The 16,105-nt window shown below is 37.3% G+C and carries 14 protein-coding genes; 2 read left to right on the top strand and 12 right to left on the bottom strand.

The genetic code is table 11. The features are described 5' to 3' along the window. Positions 1-57 precede the first annotated feature (57 nt). The 8 genes from FJ651_RS09445 to FJ651_RS09415 all read right to left on the bottom strand — a co-directional run bounded on the left by FJ651_RS09445 (position 58) and on the right by FJ651_RS09415 (position 7,523). Positions 58-1,134 carry an efflux RND transporter periplasmic adaptor subunit gene (locus FJ651_RS09445; RefSeq protein WP_140990269.1) on the bottom strand — a complete coding sequence of 359 codons (1,077 nt, stop codon included), beginning with the start codon at positions 1,132-1,134 and terminating at the stop codon, positions 58-60. A 26-nt stretch (positions 1,135-1,160) separates the two neighbouring features. Beyond that, positions 1,161-2,477 (bottom strand): TolC family protein, encoded by a 1,317-nt coding sequence (locus tag FJ651_RS09440; RefSeq protein WP_140990268.1) that lies wholly within the window; start codon positions 2,475-2,477, stop codon positions 1,161-1,163. A 129-nt stretch (positions 2,478-2,606) separates the two neighbouring features. Further along, positions 2,607-2,744 carry a hypothetical protein gene (locus tag FJ651_RS15735; RefSeq protein WP_216746115.1) on the bottom strand — a complete coding sequence of 46 codons (138 nt, stop codon included), beginning with the start codon at positions 2,742-2,744 and terminating at the stop codon, positions 2,607-2,609. Positions 2,745-2,755: 11 nt separating this feature from the next. Next, positions 2,756-4,213: an NAD(P)/FAD-dependent oxidoreductase gene (locus tag FJ651_RS09435; protein WP_140990267.1), complete on the bottom strand. Its 1,458-nt coding sequence runs from the start codon at positions 4,211-4,213 to the stop codon at positions 2,756-2,758. A gap of 428 nt (positions 4,214-4,641) precedes the next feature. Next, on the bottom strand, positions 4,642-4,938 hold the full coding sequence (gene trxA / locus FJ651_RS09430) for a thioredoxin (RefSeq protein ID WP_140990266.1): 297 nt from the start codon (positions 4,936-4,938) through the stop codon (positions 4,642-4,644). Next, a complete protein-coding gene (locus tag FJ651_RS09425; protein ID WP_140990265.1) occupies positions 4,931-5,974 on the bottom strand; it encodes a c-type heme family protein in 1,044 nt (347 codons plus the stop codon). The genes trxA and FJ651_RS09425 overlap by 8 nt, the downstream gene beginning before the upstream one ends. Before the next feature lie 56 nt (positions 5,975-6,030). After that, positions 6,031-6,663, bottom strand: a complete 633-nt coding sequence (locus FJ651_RS09420) for a Crp/Fnr family transcriptional regulator (RefSeq protein WP_140990264.1) — start codon at positions 6,661-6,663, stop codon at positions 6,031-6,033. A 134-nt stretch (positions 6,664-6,797) separates the two neighbouring features. Further along, complete coding sequence (locus tag FJ651_RS09415; protein ID WP_140990263.1) at positions 6,798-7,523, bottom strand: peroxiredoxin; 726 nt, start codon at positions 7,521-7,523, stop codon at positions 6,798-6,800. Positions 7,524-7,690: 167 nt separating this feature from the next. Here FJ651_RS09415 and FJ651_RS09410 point away from each other — a divergent pair, with 167 nt between their 5' ends. Both FJ651_RS09410 and FJ651_RS09405 read left to right on the top strand, forming a co-directional pair. Next, positions 7,691-8,071, top strand: coding sequence for a hypothetical protein (locus FJ651_RS09410; RefSeq protein ID WP_140990262.1), 381 nt, complete (start codon positions 7,691-7,693; stop codon positions 8,069-8,071). Between the two features lie 122 nt (positions 8,072-8,193). Next, on the top strand, positions 8,194-10,302 hold the full coding sequence (locus tag FJ651_RS09405) for a TonB-dependent receptor domain-containing protein (protein ID WP_140990261.1): 2,109 nt from the start codon (positions 8,194-8,196) through the stop codon (positions 10,300-10,302). A gap of 57 nt (positions 10,303-10,359) precedes the next feature. Here the strand turns inward: FJ651_RS09405 and pdeM are convergent, their stop codons facing one another. Genes pdeM through FJ651_RS09385 form a run of 4 tightly spaced genes read right to left on the bottom strand, consistent with a single transcriptional unit; the run spans position 10,360 to position 16,074 of the window. After that, on the bottom strand, positions 10,360-11,022 hold the full coding sequence (gene pdeM, locus FJ651_RS09400; RefSeq protein ID WP_140990260.1) for a ligase-associated DNA damage response endonuclease PdeM: 663 nt from the start codon (positions 11,020-11,022) through the stop codon (positions 10,360-10,362). Further along, the gene (locus tag FJ651_RS09395) at positions 11,007-13,469 is read right to left on the bottom strand and encodes a ligase-associated DNA damage response DEXH box helicase (RefSeq protein ID WP_246085342.1); all 2,463 of its coding nucleotides are present in this window, start codon (positions 13,467-13,469) and stop codon (positions 11,007-11,009) included. The genes pdeM and FJ651_RS09395 overlap by 16 nt, the downstream gene beginning before the upstream one ends. Beyond that, entirely contained in the window at positions 13,466-15,055 is a 1,590-nt protein-coding gene (locus FJ651_RS09390; protein WP_140990259.1) for an ATP-dependent DNA ligase, read from the bottom strand. Before FJ651_RS09390 ends, FJ651_RS09395 begins: the two co-directional genes overlap by 4 nt. Then, positions 15,052-16,074, bottom strand: coding sequence for a ligase-associated DNA damage response exonuclease (locus tag FJ651_RS09385; RefSeq protein ID WP_140990258.1), 1,023 nt, complete (start codon positions 16,072-16,074; stop codon positions 15,052-15,054). The genes FJ651_RS09390 and FJ651_RS09385 overlap by 4 nt, the downstream gene beginning before the upstream one ends. Between the last annotated feature and the right edge of the window lie 31 nt (positions 16,075-16,105).

Genomic DNA, 16,105 nt, shown 5'->3' with positions numbered 1-16,105 from the left:
AAAGGGATTCCTGACTGCCGGCAGGCAGGTCCGCTTCTATCCCTAACGCATTGAAATTTAGTTATAAATTACGCTAGCACCGTTATACAATTTACTTTCGGCATTTACAATAAGGCTTTCACCATTTTGCAATCCTGATAATACTTCAACCTCGTTACCAAAAGTTCTACCTAATCTCAACCATCTCAAAATAGATGTATTAGATTCACTTACCGTATAAACACCCGTTAATTGTCCGCGATTTACTACCGCATTAACAGGTATTAAAATAGCACCTTCAATGCCATTGCTTTCCACCGGAAAATTAACAGTGGCAAACATCCCGGATTTTAAACCTTCCGGTTTATCGTTTAAAACAGCTGTCACTAAAAACTGCCCACCGGTTTGTTGTGAAGAAGCACTGACCTCTGTAATTTTTGCATCTATACTTTTATTTAATGATTTAACAAGTACGGTAACGGGCATGCCTTCAGTTATTTTAGCAATTTGCGACTCCGGCACTCGGGTTTTGATTTCAAGTACTTCGGGGTTCTCAATAGTCAACAATGTCATTCCCGGATTGGCCATATTACCTTTTTCAATAAATTTACCTGTAACCACGCCGCTAAATGGAGCTTTGATATTCACATAAGCAAACTGAGCATTGATCTCATTTTTCATTTGATTGGCTGCCTCTAATCTGGCTTTGGCCATATTGTAATGTGCAGTGATATCATCCAATTCCTTTTGAGACGCACTGTTATCAGCAAAAAGGTTTTTAAACCTGTTGTAATCTTTTTCAGCATTGGTAAAAGCCGCTGTGGCTTCGGTTATTTGTGCATTAACCTGAGCTTGTTTGGCTTGTAAATCGACATTGTTAATACTTAATAACAATTGTCCTTGTGCCACCTTTTCGCCCACCGATACATAAATATTATCTACATAACCCATATTTCGGGTGCTGAGATTGGCTGTTTTTACAGCTGAAATAGTTCCGCTACTAGACAAGAAGCCACCGCGGTTGTTGGTATCAACTTTAAGTACTTCTACTTTAACTACGGCATCGCTACTAACGTTTGTTTGTTGTTCTTTACCACCACAACTGCTTAATAGTAGTGCAGTAATGATGACACCTGTGATATATATATGCTTCATTTTTTATTGATTTTTAAAGTTAATTATTAATTGGTTTTGGTTAAAAAATCTAAATAGGATTGAGAATAGTTATACTCAAAAATAGTTTGATAATATTCTAATTGTTTTTGTGCATACTGGGTTTCGGCCATGAGTAAATCTGAGGTTGTTTCAAGACCTTCTTTAAAACGATTGGTTCTAATTCTGAGTGATTCTTCAGATTGCTCTAAAGCAAGCGCCGTTAGTTTTAAACGGTTCTCGGCGTCGGTCAAGGCACGTTTGGCCTGCTTTAATTCCATTTGGCTTTGAGATACATATTGTTCATATTCCAGCTTAGACTGTTCCAACTGCGACTTGCTTTGCTTAGATTTGGCAAAACGTGTGGAACCTTCAAAAATATTCCACTTTAATTGTGCGCCTACCAAGTAACCACTGGCATCACCTTGAAATATTTGATCGTCGTATAACTCATAACTTCCAAAGGCGTTAAGCGTTGGTAAAAAAGTCATACCATCGGCTTTATGCATGGTTTTATAAGCTTCAGTAGCCATTTCCATAGCTTTTATATCGGCGCGATTGGTGGAAACGCCATCTGAGTTGACTAAATTCTTGACTTCAAGTGATAACTCATCGGAAGGTTTGTAAACCACATCATCGTTATCGTTCATCAAAAATGATAAATAATTGGAAGCGTTTTTTACGTTACTTCTTGCTGCTTGTAATTGGTTTTGAACATCGGTCACGCGTACTTCAACAGCTAACACATCAGCACGTTGTAAATAGCCTTGCTTAAAACTATTTTCGGCTATGGTTTGATTAGACTGAGCTGCCTCCAAAGCTTTTTCTAATACATCAACTGCTTTATAGGCCAGTTGTAATTGCATATAAGCTTTGTCTACTTCAAAATTAATATAGTCTGTAATGCGCTGCGATTGTAATGAAGTTGCCTCCATTTTAGATTTAGCAGCTTTTCGCTGGTAAAAACCATCCAAGTTAATTAAGGGTTGCTCTACCTCGAGTCGGGTTGCAAAGTTTTGTGTTTGACTTGGATTATTGAGTAAATCGGGATTAAAATCGCCTTGCGTTAAAATACCCTGATTTAATTTTGAACCAAAAGCCATTAACGGATTGGTAGTTGTAAATCCGGTATGTGATACAGCAATATTGGGAAGAAAAACGGCATTGGTTTGGCGGTATTCTGCCTTGGCCTGATTAAATGCTTCCTGAGATATTTTAATGCTGCGGTTTTCTTCGTTAACCCGGTTTAAAACTTCAAGCTTACTAATAGGAGCTATTTGCTGGGCTTGGAGTAAAAAACTTAAGCTAATCAAACCAAATGTTAAGATGTATATGCGTTTATTCATGATTACTGATTTTTACAATGCAAAAGTACCTTTCAAAAACACGGTGGTCAGTAACCTTTGTTACCAAAAAAAAGGAGACTGCATTTCGCAGCCTCCTCCATTACTAACCAATAAAAACCAACAATTCTGCTAGTTTACTCTTCGCGTTCCGCCGTGTCCGCCGGCAACGATTACCATTATTTTTAAGCTTAAATAAAGAAACTTAAAAAATTGTATAATGGGATTCATCATTTTAAAACGCTGATATTTTGAAATTCTCTTTGTCATGATTAGATATATTATTCAGGAATTAACCACCATAGCGGTTTCATTTTTGCTTTGTAGATAAAGGCATGATGAAGCGCAAGTTTTAACCAATGTCCTGCCAAACCTATTGATGCAAATGTTTTACCAAGTTTTCGTCCTTGTGTATCGGCGTATGTTTTATAGTCTGGCACTATTGGAAAAGTGGTAATACTAATTCCGCTACCAGATGTTAATCCAAACCCCGCCGAAGCAATACAAGCAGCACCCATATTACCCATAGAGCCTTTGTGTTGTAATTCATTTTTTCCGCTTTTTATGGCGTCAATAATATTATCGGCAACCAATTTAGCTGTAATACCCGATGGCATACCTGTTCTTGGTGGTGCCGGGAAAATTTCGGTGCCGTTTTTACTTTTTCTTGGTTTAGAAATGCTATGCGGTGGCGCAAAAGCTATGCCTGGTGCAAAAATATTTTTATATGTTGGGTTTTGATAAGTTTCAGGCCAATCTTGTACGGTCCATTCTTCATATGGTTTAGATGTGTAATCGGCATCGACTACCATAAAACCTTTAAATAGTTTTTCTGTAATATCATTTCCGGTTTTATCGTAGGCTTTAAAACCGTGACCTGAAAAGGAAGGAATGAGCATTGCAAAATCGTAGTTTTCGGTTTTAAATTCGCCTTCAAGGTTTTCGTAATGTGCTATACCATTTTCAATTTTTTGAACACCGGCACCTAAAATCCATTTGATGTTGCGATCTTCAAAAATCATTTCTACCATTTCGTGAGATTTCATGGTCATTCCGCCGTAAGACAGTAACATGCCGTCCATACCAAAATCGCCCAATTGATACTCGTTGGAAATCCAGGTGATTTCGGCCATATCGCGAACCTTGTGTCTTCTCAGTTCTTGTTCAACATTCAAAATATACTCAAAGGCAGCACCTTGACATGTGGCTTTGGCATGACCGGTACCAATAAGAATTTTAGCTTTTTTACCTTGCTTCATTTGTTGAATTAAAGCGTTTAAGCCTTCCCAGGCATGCTCAGCATGGTTGTACGTGCACACCGAAAAAGTTTTATTTTGGCCGGGATTGAGACCTTCAGTAGCTTCAAAATTTAGTTTTGGTCCGGTGGCGTTAATCAAATAGTCGTAAGTTACTTTTTCCTTTTTACCCTTTTGTTCTCCTACAACATACTCAACTTCTACATAAGGATTTTCTAATTGGATATCGCCTTCAGGATAAAAGGCAACTGCTTTGGCTTGTTTGTAGTTGATGTGTTTTTTTTTGTAAAGTGGTTTAAGAGGAAATAAAATACTTTTGGATTTCATTCGGCCAATGCCAACCCAGATGTTACTGGGAATCCACTGGTAATTGCTGTTGGGAGAAACGACTTCAACAATATGTTCTTTTGATAATTTTCGTCTTAAATGTGCGGCCGCCACATGACCAGAGATTCCGGCACCCAATACAACAATTTTTGCCATGACTTTTAATATTTATTCAAATTTAAGACTATCAAAATCGATAGTCTGCAACAATTGTTACATAAAAAAAGAGGTTAATTTGAACCAAACCAACCTCTTTTTCCCCTACTAACCAATTTCTATAATCACTCTTCCGGTTGGTCTGTATTTTTCTTACCGCTAGTCATAAATATAACGAGGGCTGTTATTAAAGCCACGCAAACAGCGGCAAAGACGGCAATCATTATGACACCGTTAGTCCAATTGTAAAGAGCTATAGAAGATTGTAACATATTATGTTTATTAAAATCCATTACAAAAATATCTACTAGATAAATAATAAAATATGACAATTGTCATTTATGCAGGAAAGTATAAATTTTTAAATTGAAAAGGCGCCGGTTTATCCAAGTGCCTTTTCTGCTATTAATCAATTCTTAGGGTTAGAATCAACTATGATTATTTATGAGTGCTATTAAATCGTTTTTTTGAACAACACCCGATTGACGCCATAACTGTTGACCATTTTTAAACAGCATAAGCGTTGGGACACCTCTTACCTGATATTTTGCTGCGAGAGACTGATTTTTGTCTACGTCGATTTTAATGATACTCACTTTATCTCCCAAAGTGGCTTTGACATCACTTAATATCGGGGACATCATTTTACACGGGCCGCACCATTCGGCGAAAAAATCGATTAAAACCGGTTTGTTTTGCTGAATTATTTCGTTAAAACTACTCATGTTCTTTATTAAATTTAATACTCCAAATGCCTCTTACTTCGTTTAAACCATAGCCCGTAGCCTGATCTGCCGGATAACGTTCTTTTAATGTTAGTGAGGTTTTTGGCGTGATATCTTGATTTGGTTTTCCATGACATTGTAAACACATAGCGTTGGTCGTAATAGGATAATAAAACCTTACATCGTTTTCATTTTCTAAGACAATTGCTTCTGGTTCTTGATTTTTTGCTATTACCGATTTAAAATGTGCAATATAACTAAGTTCTTCCTGGTTGGCCAAATTATCGCCATTTCTCGGCTTGTCTGTAACACGTTTAATATTTGCGTTGTGAACCTTTGCCATACTATCGGTTAGATGAATGGCTTTTATGTTGCAAAAATCTACTGCGGCTTCAGTGCCATTTTTCTGAATTTGTGTCATTAAATTTTTGCCTAGAATGGCTTTGGTGCTCATGGCGTATTCTAAACCAATATCTTCATAAGATTTAACCTGTTGCTGTTGCTGATTTTCATTGGCGCCATATCTGTTGCCCATACCTTTTCCTTGGCCTTGGCCTCTACCCATTCCTTTGCCTCTTGCTCCCGGATTCATTTCATTATAATGATCCTCGAACCACTCGGGTTGTTCAATTTCAAAATCATACATGTATTCGGCAATTTTTTCTATGGTAGATTCGGGATAGGGCGTTTTTGGCATGACACCAAATCTACGTACTGCACCTTTCATTTTGGCATCGGCCTCATTAGGATTTTTAATCCATGATTGCATACTGGCTATAAAGTCTTCTTTAGTAGTGTTGCTATCAATGTAATGTCTTTTAATGGCAATCATGGGCGGACCAATTCTATCGTCGTGGCCGGCAGTTGGACTGTGGCACACGTAGCAATTGGTTTCCATTAACTTTTTACCGGGATGATCCTGATTATTCTGCTGTTTTTCAAAAGTTCTCACAGCATATTGAGATTCTTTTTTATTAGAATCACATGACTGAACAACAACAATTGCTATAAGGGATAAAAGTTGGAAAAATTTCATAACGTATAAATTATTACAAAATTACCATAAACCATTGATTACAAATGTAACAAATGTTACAATTTCAACACTTTAATGTTGTTTCTATGAAGTGAAATAGCCCCTGAATGTTCTAAACTTTTTAGTAATCTTGAAATCACCACACGAGACGTGTGTAAATCGTGTGCAATTTGTTGATGCGTTACCTGAATTTCATCGTTATGGTTAACCATAGCTTTGTCTCTTAAATATTTTAGCAAACGTTCGTCCATTTTTAAAAAGGCAATGGTATCAACCGCTTCAAGAAGTTCAGACATTCTATTGTGATAGCTTTGTAAAATAAAACTTTGCCAGCTTCTATAGGTACGCATCCATTCGTCCATTTTCTGAACAGGAATCATGATAATTTCTGCATCCGTTTCGGCTACGGCTCTTATTTCGCTTTTAGATTGCCCCATACAGCAAGACAAGGTCATGGCACAGGTATCACCGCGTTCAAGGAAATACAAAATCAATTCATCGCCGTTGTTGTCTTCGCGTAAAATTTTAATGGCACCACTTACCAACAGCGGCATAGAACGAATGTAATCGCCTATTTCTATTAGTTTTTCTCCTGCTTTAATGTGTTTTAATTCGCCTGCCTTATTGATTTCTTCGAGTAAGGCGTCTTCAAATAAATAGCCGTAGTTGGTTTGTAGTAAGTCTTTCATTAATTAGTTAATTATACTTTGTAAAGATAACTTAACTTGAAGGAAAGTGCAATATTATATTTTGATGAAAATTAAGTGTTTGATTAATATTCCATTTAAAAAAACCGTCCTAAAAATAGGACGGTCTTTATGAATTAAGGTTTTAAAATTTCATTTAATATCAAATCTTTATCTAATTTTTTGGTGCAGAAAAACCAATCATCGCAATGTAACTCATCGGTGTTATTCATTCTGTCTGCTGCGACTCCACAAGAACCTGCAGGCGATATTATTACATCTTTACCTGGTTCCCAATCGGCAGGCGTAGCAACATTAAATTTATCAGAAGTTTGCATAGCTATTAATGCGCGATACATCTCATCAAAATTTCTACCCAAACTTAATGGATAATAAATAATGGCTCTTACAATTCCATTAGGATCAATAAAAAACACAGCTCTCACTGCTTGGGTTTTATGTTCACCCGGCTGAATCATGCCATATTTATTTGCCACTTCCATGGTAATGTCTTCAATTAATGGAAATTTCACCTCGATATTTTCCATTCCGTTAAATTTGATTTTATCTTTAATGGTACGTAACCAAGCTATATGACTGTAAAGACCATCAATAGACAAACCTACCAACTTACAATTGGCTTTGTTAAATTTTTCTTCCAAATGAGCAAAAGTCATAAATTCTGACGTACAGACAGGTGTGAAATCTGCCGGGTGACTAAATAAAATAACCCATTCGCCTTTATAATCTTCGGGGAAATTAATTTCACCTTGTGTAGTAACAGCTTTAAAAGCCGGTGCCTTATCACCTATTCTTGGCATTTGCTGTTGTTTAACCGCATTTGTTGTTTCTGTTGTATTCATATCATTAATATTATTTATTGCAAATTTAGTTTATGATAGTTTTTATGAATGTGACATTTGTCACACAATTTGATTTAATTTATAAATAGTTTTGTTGGTTGAATTAATTTTTTTTGATAAAAACATCGACATTTGAAGTTTACCAAAAGACCCGAATCTAAATTAAAATGAGTCTAAGTTTTAAAATAACTGCTGCAATATTATCAGTACTTATTTTACTGAACTGCACTATTGTTACAGTGACTTATGCTTATTATGAACTTGATCCCATTGGTTTTATAGAAAAACTTTGTGTTAATAAAGAAACGCCTGAAGCTCAGTGTAAAGGTAAATGTCAACTCATGACGGTTTCAGGCTTAACCGACCAACAAAAAAATCAACCTGAGGCTGTTTTTGAATATAAAGAGATTGTTTTGTTTAATTCTGTATTGTCCTTATTTCAAATTGAATCAAAAACTATGGTAAACAACAATGTCCTCTCTTACTATCAAAATCTTTACAAATTTCTAGTAGATTTTGATAGTTTTCATCCACCACAGTTCTCATAAATTATTCATTATAATGCCTTAAAGAGGCATACTTTCATTTTTTAATTGAATAATTTATAAATCAACGGTTACTAATTAGGCATTGTTTAGCTTAAGGTAGCCAGTTGTATAACAATCATATCATGAACATAAAATATATCCTTAGCACGCTACTTTGCTTGCTCTACACAGTCGTATCCTTAAGTCAGGAAGTAAAAACGGTTACAACTGATAGTTTAAAACAAAAAACCATTAACCTAAATGAAGTAATTGTAACCGGTAGTATCAAAAAAGATCCCGTTTTTAGTGTGGTAGCCATTCAATACGCCAAAAAAGTAGTACAACCTAAAAACGTTGCCGATTTGTTTAACGATCTCAATGGCTTTAGCGTTATTAAGCGCGGTAACTACGCCATAGACCCGTCTTTTAGAGCTGCTCAATACGAACAACTTAACGTGCAATACGACGGTGGAACAAAAGTAATGCACGCTTGTCCCAACAGAATGGATCCAATAACAACGCACGTTATTCCAGAAGAAATTTCTAAAATTGAAATTGTGAAAGGTCCTTACACCATGCGGTATGGTGCTACATTTGGCGGAATTGTTAATCTCGTTACACATAAGCCTCAGCTTAATAATTTAGGCTGGTACGGGAAAGTTTCGGCGGGATACGAATCAAATGGTGATAATTTAGTTAACAGAATTGAATTAGGTCATATTGCAGAAAAATTTGATCTCACAGGTAATTTTGGTTATCGAGATTTTGGAAACTATAAAGATGGCGATGGTAATACCATTCCTTCATCATTTAGAAGTATAGATTATGGATTTAAAATGGGTTACAACTTTTCTGAAAATGAAAGATTGCAAGCCAATTGGCGTCAGTCGTTTGGGCGCGATGTCTTACACGCTGCACTACCAATGGATACAGACTACGATAATAGCACAATGTTGTCTTTAGATTATTCCAAAAGAAACATTAGCAGTAAAATAAACGCCTTAACAGCCAAAGCATATTACAGCTATGTAGACCATTTAATGTCTAACAAATTAAGACCTTCGTTTATGATGAGCGAAGCAGAAGCTGCTGTAGATGCCATCACTTTAGGCGGTAAGTTCGAGTTGGAATGGCAACTTGCAGAAAAGCTTTTGGTTTTTACAGGCATTGATGCGCTGCATATTGCCCGTGACGGTTTTAGAGACCGATTAGTGAAAATAGTAAACGGTAATGTATTGCCCGAACCACGAAGCTTCACCGATAAAATTTGGCAGGATTCTTATATAACTAACCTGGGTGTTTTTACCGAGACCAAATATGAATTAAATAAAAGCACCAACTTTACCTTTGGTATGAGATACGATAACGTAATTTCAGAAATTCAAGATCCAGACGAAAGTTTCTCAGCTTTATATGATTTAGAAAAACGCACAGAGCATAATTTTAGCGGAACGCTTTCCATAAAAAAACAACTATCTGAAACTGCTGTTTTACAAGCTGCCTATGGTAGAGGCGTTCGCTCAGCAAACATGATTGAACGTTTTATGAGCTCTTTTAATGTTGGGCAAGATCCTTATGAATACATTGGTAATCCTAATTTAAAAGCCGAAGTTAATAACCAGTTTGAAATTGGTTTTTTAGGAAATGAACCGCTTAAAAATGGTTTAAATAGTTTTAAATACGAGGCTTCTTTTTATTATGCGTTTTTTGAAAATTATATTGTTGCCTTGGTTGATACAACCAAAATACGAAAATTTAGTCCTACAACACCACCGGTAAACCCTAAGGTATTTAGAAACTTAGACGCTGCCTATAAAACCGGATTTGAAATCATGGCCCAGCTCGATTTTTTAGATGATTATTATATTAAAAGTGAATTGGCCTATGTTTACACCAAAAATAAGGATTTACAAGAATCTTTACCTTTAACAGCACCTTTTACCAGTGCATTCACTTTTGGATTTGAAAGAGAAAAATATTGGGCTAATTTAAGATTTAGTGTTGTTTCTCAACAAAATAATATAGCACCAAGTTTTGATGAAATTGTCACAAATGGTTATGAAACTGTTGATTTACGCTTTGGGGTTATTCCTTTTAAAAATTTAAATTTGGGTTTCGCCGCACTTAATATTTTTGATGTTACCTACAACAATCACCTTAATTTTGCCTTTACAAACCAAGCCAATTTTGGCAGAACACCCATTACAGATCCGGGTAGAAACCTCTCTGTTTTTGTGCAGTATAGTTTTTAAGATTTTAATTTAGGAACAGAAGTTGGTTCAACAACCGACTTCTGTTTTTTATACACTTCAAAACTCAAAAAAATCACTTTCAGTAAAAGCCAAAAACCTGAAACTATTACTGTCTAATCGGGTGTTTAAACCGGTGAATTCTGAAAAAGCGGGCATAATTAAATGCTCATTTCCAACGGCAAAACAGGGTAGTCTAATGCGTTGCCTGGCTTTTGCTTTGACAAGTACACCCGGATGTAAATGACCCGAAATACTGAAACCTTCACCTTTAAAATCTTCCAGGTTGTGAACAAAGGTGATTCCTTCAGCAATTAGTTCATTTTGAATAACTTCTACATTCAAATCTTTATAAATGGAATGATAATAGTGATCGTGATTACCTTTGATTAAAATGAATTGAATAGCTGAAAACTGCAACTTCCAATCTTTAAATTGTTGAATTTCTAAATTGTTTTCGGCATGAAACATATCGCCCACAACGATAATTTTTTGCGGATTGAAATAATGGATTAACGTTTCTAATTTATTCAAATCATTTTTTAAAACTGTATTGGGAATGGCAATGCCGTGCTTTTGAAAATGAGTAGCTTTTCCTATGTGAATATCAGCTAAAACGAGAGACTTTGAATCTGGCATATACATCGCTGAAAGATTGGTGAGCACCAAAGTTTGACCTGCAAATTTCACCCGATATTCTGCTAAACTTATACTTTTTGCCATTGCTCGTTCTGTTGCTGAAGGCGCCTAATGCGCTTGTCTAATTGTTCGCTACTTAAAGATTCTCTTAAACTGTCTACTTTTATTGGGAAACTAAGCGGTGTAAAAGATTGTAATGTTTTAAAAACCACTTTTCCGTTGTTGATACGTTGAATGGCTTCTCGCAAGCGCGCTTCTTCCAGTTGCTGGTTGAATACTTCTTCGTAAGCCTGTCGCAATAATAAATTTTGAGGTTCATGTTCTTCTAAAACTCTAAATATCAATCCTGATGATGATTGTAAACTTTTATTGGTTTGAACTTGCCCAAAAGCCGATTGTATCACCAAACCTGAAATAACAGCAATATCCCGAAATGCTCTGGAGGCCATTTCAGAAGCGTTGATACTGCCTATAACGTCTTCCATTAAGTTGTCTTCCGACAGTAATTTTTTCAGCACAATTTCATCTAACGGAATGGGCTGATCGCTCAATAGTTCAAATCCGTAGTCGTTCATGGCCATCGTAAAGCTTAGTGGTTTAATTTTTCCTAATCTAAACGCCATTAATGCAGACATGACTTCGTGTACCAATCTGCCTTCAAAAGGGTACATAAATAAATGATATCCGTCTTTGGTTTGGATGTATTCTACCAAAAACTCATCGTTTTTGGGAATATGAGACTGACTTTGTTGTAAATTCCATAACGGATTTAAAAACTGTAACTCCTTGTCTTTAGTTTGTATCTGTGCAGCCTCAGATAATTTCAGCCTTAAATAAGCACTTAATTTTGAGCTTAACGGTAACCTTCCACCCATCCAGCTTGGCGTGATGGCATTTTTAGCCTTTGTACTTTTTACGTAAACCGTCATGTCTTTTACCTTATCCAGCTCCAATGTTCGGCCGGCTAAAATAAAGGCTGTTTTTGGTTTTAATTTTGAAATAAAAAACTCCTCAATCATTCCAATATAGCCGCCCGATTTAAATTTAACCTTCAGCATGGAGTCGCTTACAATGACGCCTACATTCATGCGATGCAACATGCTAATACGCTTATTTTTTACTCGATAAAAACCATCGTCGTCTTTTGCTACCTTGTGAAATTCTTCGTACGACTTTAAAGTACTGCCGCCTTGAGTGATAAACTGAATAGCCCAGGCAAAATCTTCTTCGGTTAAATATTTAAAAGCGTGTGTTTGTTTTAATTGAAAATAGATGTCGTTTGCAGTAAAACCATCGCCGGTTGCCAGCGTTACCAGATATTGCACCAACACATCATAAGGCAGCACAACCGGTGCTCTGGTTTCGAGATGTTGATCTTTATAAGCTTGTTTTAAGGCTGAAGCTTCCAGCAATTCCAAAGTATTGGTTGGCACTAGATAAATAACAGAGGTCTCATATGGCGAATGGCCACTGCGACCGGCACGTTGCACAAATCTGGCAATACCTTTAGCCGACCCTATTTGAATAACGCAATCAACAGGTTTGAAATCTACACCCAAATCTAAGGAAGACGTACAAATCACTGCTTTTAATTGTCCGGATGCAATGCTGTCTTCAATCCAAATACGCAATTTACCGTCTATAGAGCCGTGGTGAATGGCTAATAAACCTGCTAAATCTGGTGCTGCTTCTAATATGATTTGATACCATAATTCTGCTTGTCCGCGCGTATTGGTAAAAATAAGCGTGGTGCGATGTTTTTGAATAATAGGGATGATTTTTGAAGCCATACTCCTGCCCAGATGTCCGGCCCAGGGCAAGACTTCCACCCCATCAGGAAATACGGGTTGTATATCGATTTTCTTTTTGAGTTTGGAAGTAATCAATTGTTTTTTTAATTGTGGATATGGCATTAACACCTCTGCCGCTTCTTCCAAGTTTCCAATGGTAGCGGTAATTCCCCAAATTCGAAGTTTTGGCTGAATGTGAAGTAATCTGCCAACTGCCAATTCGGTTAATACACCGCGTTTGCTTCCTAAAAGTTCATGCCATTCGTCTACCACCAAACAATTGAGGTTCTTAAACCATTTTGAATTGTTTTTTTGCGTAAATAACAATTGAATAGTTTCGGGTGTGGTAATTAGAATATCGGGCATTAATCGCTCTTGCGCCCGTCTTTCTTTTTGAGGTGTATCGCCATTTCTTACCGAAACCTGCCAGTCTAAGCCAATATCGTTAATGGCTAAACTCATGGCTTTTGCCAAGTCTTTGGCCAAAGACCGCAACGGACTCACCCAAAGCAGTTTTAATCCCTTTTGATAGTCTTGCGGATGGTTTAAATAATCAATCACCACCGCTAAAAATATTGAAAAGGTCTTTCCAAAACCGGTTGGCGCTACTACCATACCACTTTTACCTTGGTGATAGGCTTGCCAGCTTTTTTGCTGAAAATCGAATGGCGCATTTCCGCTTTTGGCCATCCATTGCACTACCAATTCATAGCCGGTTGATGTCTTGAAGTCATTTTTCATGATTTAGCCGCGATAAGTAGTTTGACCGAATCGATATCATCGATTTCAGACACCGGTTTATCCTTTCTCCACCGCGCTATTCTCGGAAAACGAAGCGCTACGCCAGATTTATGCCGATTGCTCAAGGCAATACCTTCAAAAGCTATTTCAAATACCAATTCGGGTTTTACGGTACGGACCGGACCAAATTTTTCTGTGGCGTTTTTGGTAACAAATTTGCTGACTTCTTTTATTTCGTCATTTGTTAATCCGGAATAGGCTTTGGCAACTGTTACCAGTTGATCGCCATCTCTAACGGCAAAGGTGTAATCGGTGTAGTAAGCACTGCGCCTGCCGCTACCCTTTTGAGCGTAGATTAAAACCGCGTCAATACTAAGTGGATCCACTTTCCACTTCCACCAATCGCCTTTAATACGACCCGTATGATAAGGTGATTGTTTTAATTTTAGCATTAATCCTTCGGAGTTTTGATTTCGTGCATCATTGCGAAGTTGTTTTACCTCGTCCCAAGATTTAACTATCAAGGACATAGACTGCGAAATAACCGAAGTATATTCAGGTTTTATAATAGATTGAATATGCGATTGTCTTTGAGCTAAAGGTTGCTGTCTCAAATCTTCCCCATTCCATTCCAGTACATCATAAATTCTGAAATTAACAGGAACTTCGGCCATTAATGCTTTACTGACGTTCTTTCGGTTAAGGCGTTTTTGAAGATCGTTAAATTGAAGTACGGCCGCATCTTTCATAGCCAAAATCTCACCGTCTAATACAAAACTATCGGGTAAATTTTGCACGGCCTCAACCAATTCAGGAAATTGTTTGGTAACCAGTTCTTCACCTCTGCTCCAAATAAACACCGCGTTATTGCGCTTGATTAATTGTCCGCGAATACCATCCCATTTGTATTCTATCTGCCAGTAGTCAACCTCGCCTAATTCTTCTGCAGGTTTATCTAAGGCATAAGCCAAACAAAACGGATATGGTTTTGAGTTGTCGTAGTTAATGTGATTTCCTTGAATAAGCTCTTCAAAAGTAATATCATTAACTGTCCAATTACCAATAATACTGTGCATAAGCTGATTAGACTCAATACCTGAATATTTAGACAAAGCATTTACCAGCAACTTTTTAGAAACACCGACCCTAAAACTGCCTCCTATGAGCTTATTGAGCAAGAATCGTTGGTGGGTCTCAAAGCTGTTCCATGCGTTCAGCAGATAAGATTTTTTCTCTTCCTCAGAAAAATTATTTAATCGCTTTAAATCTTGCATTACTTCGTGCAGTGATTGATTGCTGTCATTCTCGGGTGGTGGCAACAAGAGCGACAGTGTTTCGCCTAAATCGCCTACAGCGCTGTAGCTTTCCAAGAATAGCCACTCGGGTAGCTGAGTGATTTCTAAACACCATTCCTTCATTAGGCTAGTTTTAATAGGACGTTTGGGGCGTTTGCCAGTAAACAAAGCAATGAGCCATAATTTATCTTTATCAGTTGCAATGCTAAAATAATGCACCAAAGCCTCAATTTTAGCATTGGTTTTATTGGTGAGTTCTAACTGCTGTATGAGTGCCGCGAACTGTTTCATGCAGTTTTGGGTATTTCGGTTTCAGTAGTGTCGGTGTCTTCATTGGTGCCGTATTCTGTTTTCACCTCAGAGGCGGCAATACCGATCCCATTGAGATAGCGTGCAAATGTTTCCTGATAACCGTGCGTTACGTAAACCTGTTCAGCTTCGGTGGCTTTAACTGCCGAAATTAAACCATTCCAGTCGGCGTGATCGCTTACCACAAATCCTGCATCTACCGCTTGCCAACGACGGTGACCTCTTACCTGCATCCATCCTGAGCATAAGGCAATGGCCGCATTGGGAATGCGCTTAATCATATGACTGCCTAATAGCGCCGGCGGAACGATAACGATATTATTTTGAATGTCGTTTTTATTTGTGGCTGCTTGCCATAAATCGGCTTTTGGTAGTTTGATGCCCGAATTTCTAATGACTTGGTTAAGTTGATAAATGGAATTGTGAACAAACATGGGTGCGCAACCGTCTAATAACGACATGATGCGCTGGGATTTTCCCAATGAATAACCTACAAACACACTCGTTTTATTTTGTTGTTGATTGTTAAGTACCCAATTCTGCATTTGTTGCTGAATAACGCTATCATCTTGCCAATGATACAACGGCAAACCGAAGGTACTTTCGGTAATAAAAGTGTGACACTTTATAGATTGAAATGGTATAGTTAAATTATCGGGATTGGTTTTATAATCGCCGGTAAAAACGGTGACATGACCTTTGTATTCCAGTCTAATTTGCGCCGAACCAATAATATGACCCGCAGGATGAAAACTCAATTTTACACCGTTGATGGATTTTTCAATTCCATAAGGTAAACTTTCAATAGAAATATCTTTACCTATGCGATGTTTGATGATGGCCTTAGAGTCGTCTACACACAGGTAGTGTTTCATACCCCAACGCGCATGATCGGCATGTGCATGAGAAATAACTGCGTAATCTACCTTACCCCAGGGATCGAGATAGAATTTCCCGGGAATGCAGTACAAACCTTTTTTGGTAAACCTGACGATTTTCAAATAAAATGATTAAAAGGCTTCTATAAATAAT

The organism is Paucihalobacter ruber, assembly GCF_006494535.1.
Taxonomy (GTDB): Bacteria; Bacteroidota; Bacteroidia; order Flavobacteriales; family Flavobacteriaceae; genus Paucihalobacter; species Paucihalobacter ruber.
This window is presented reverse-complemented; position numbering and strand designations above follow the sequence as displayed.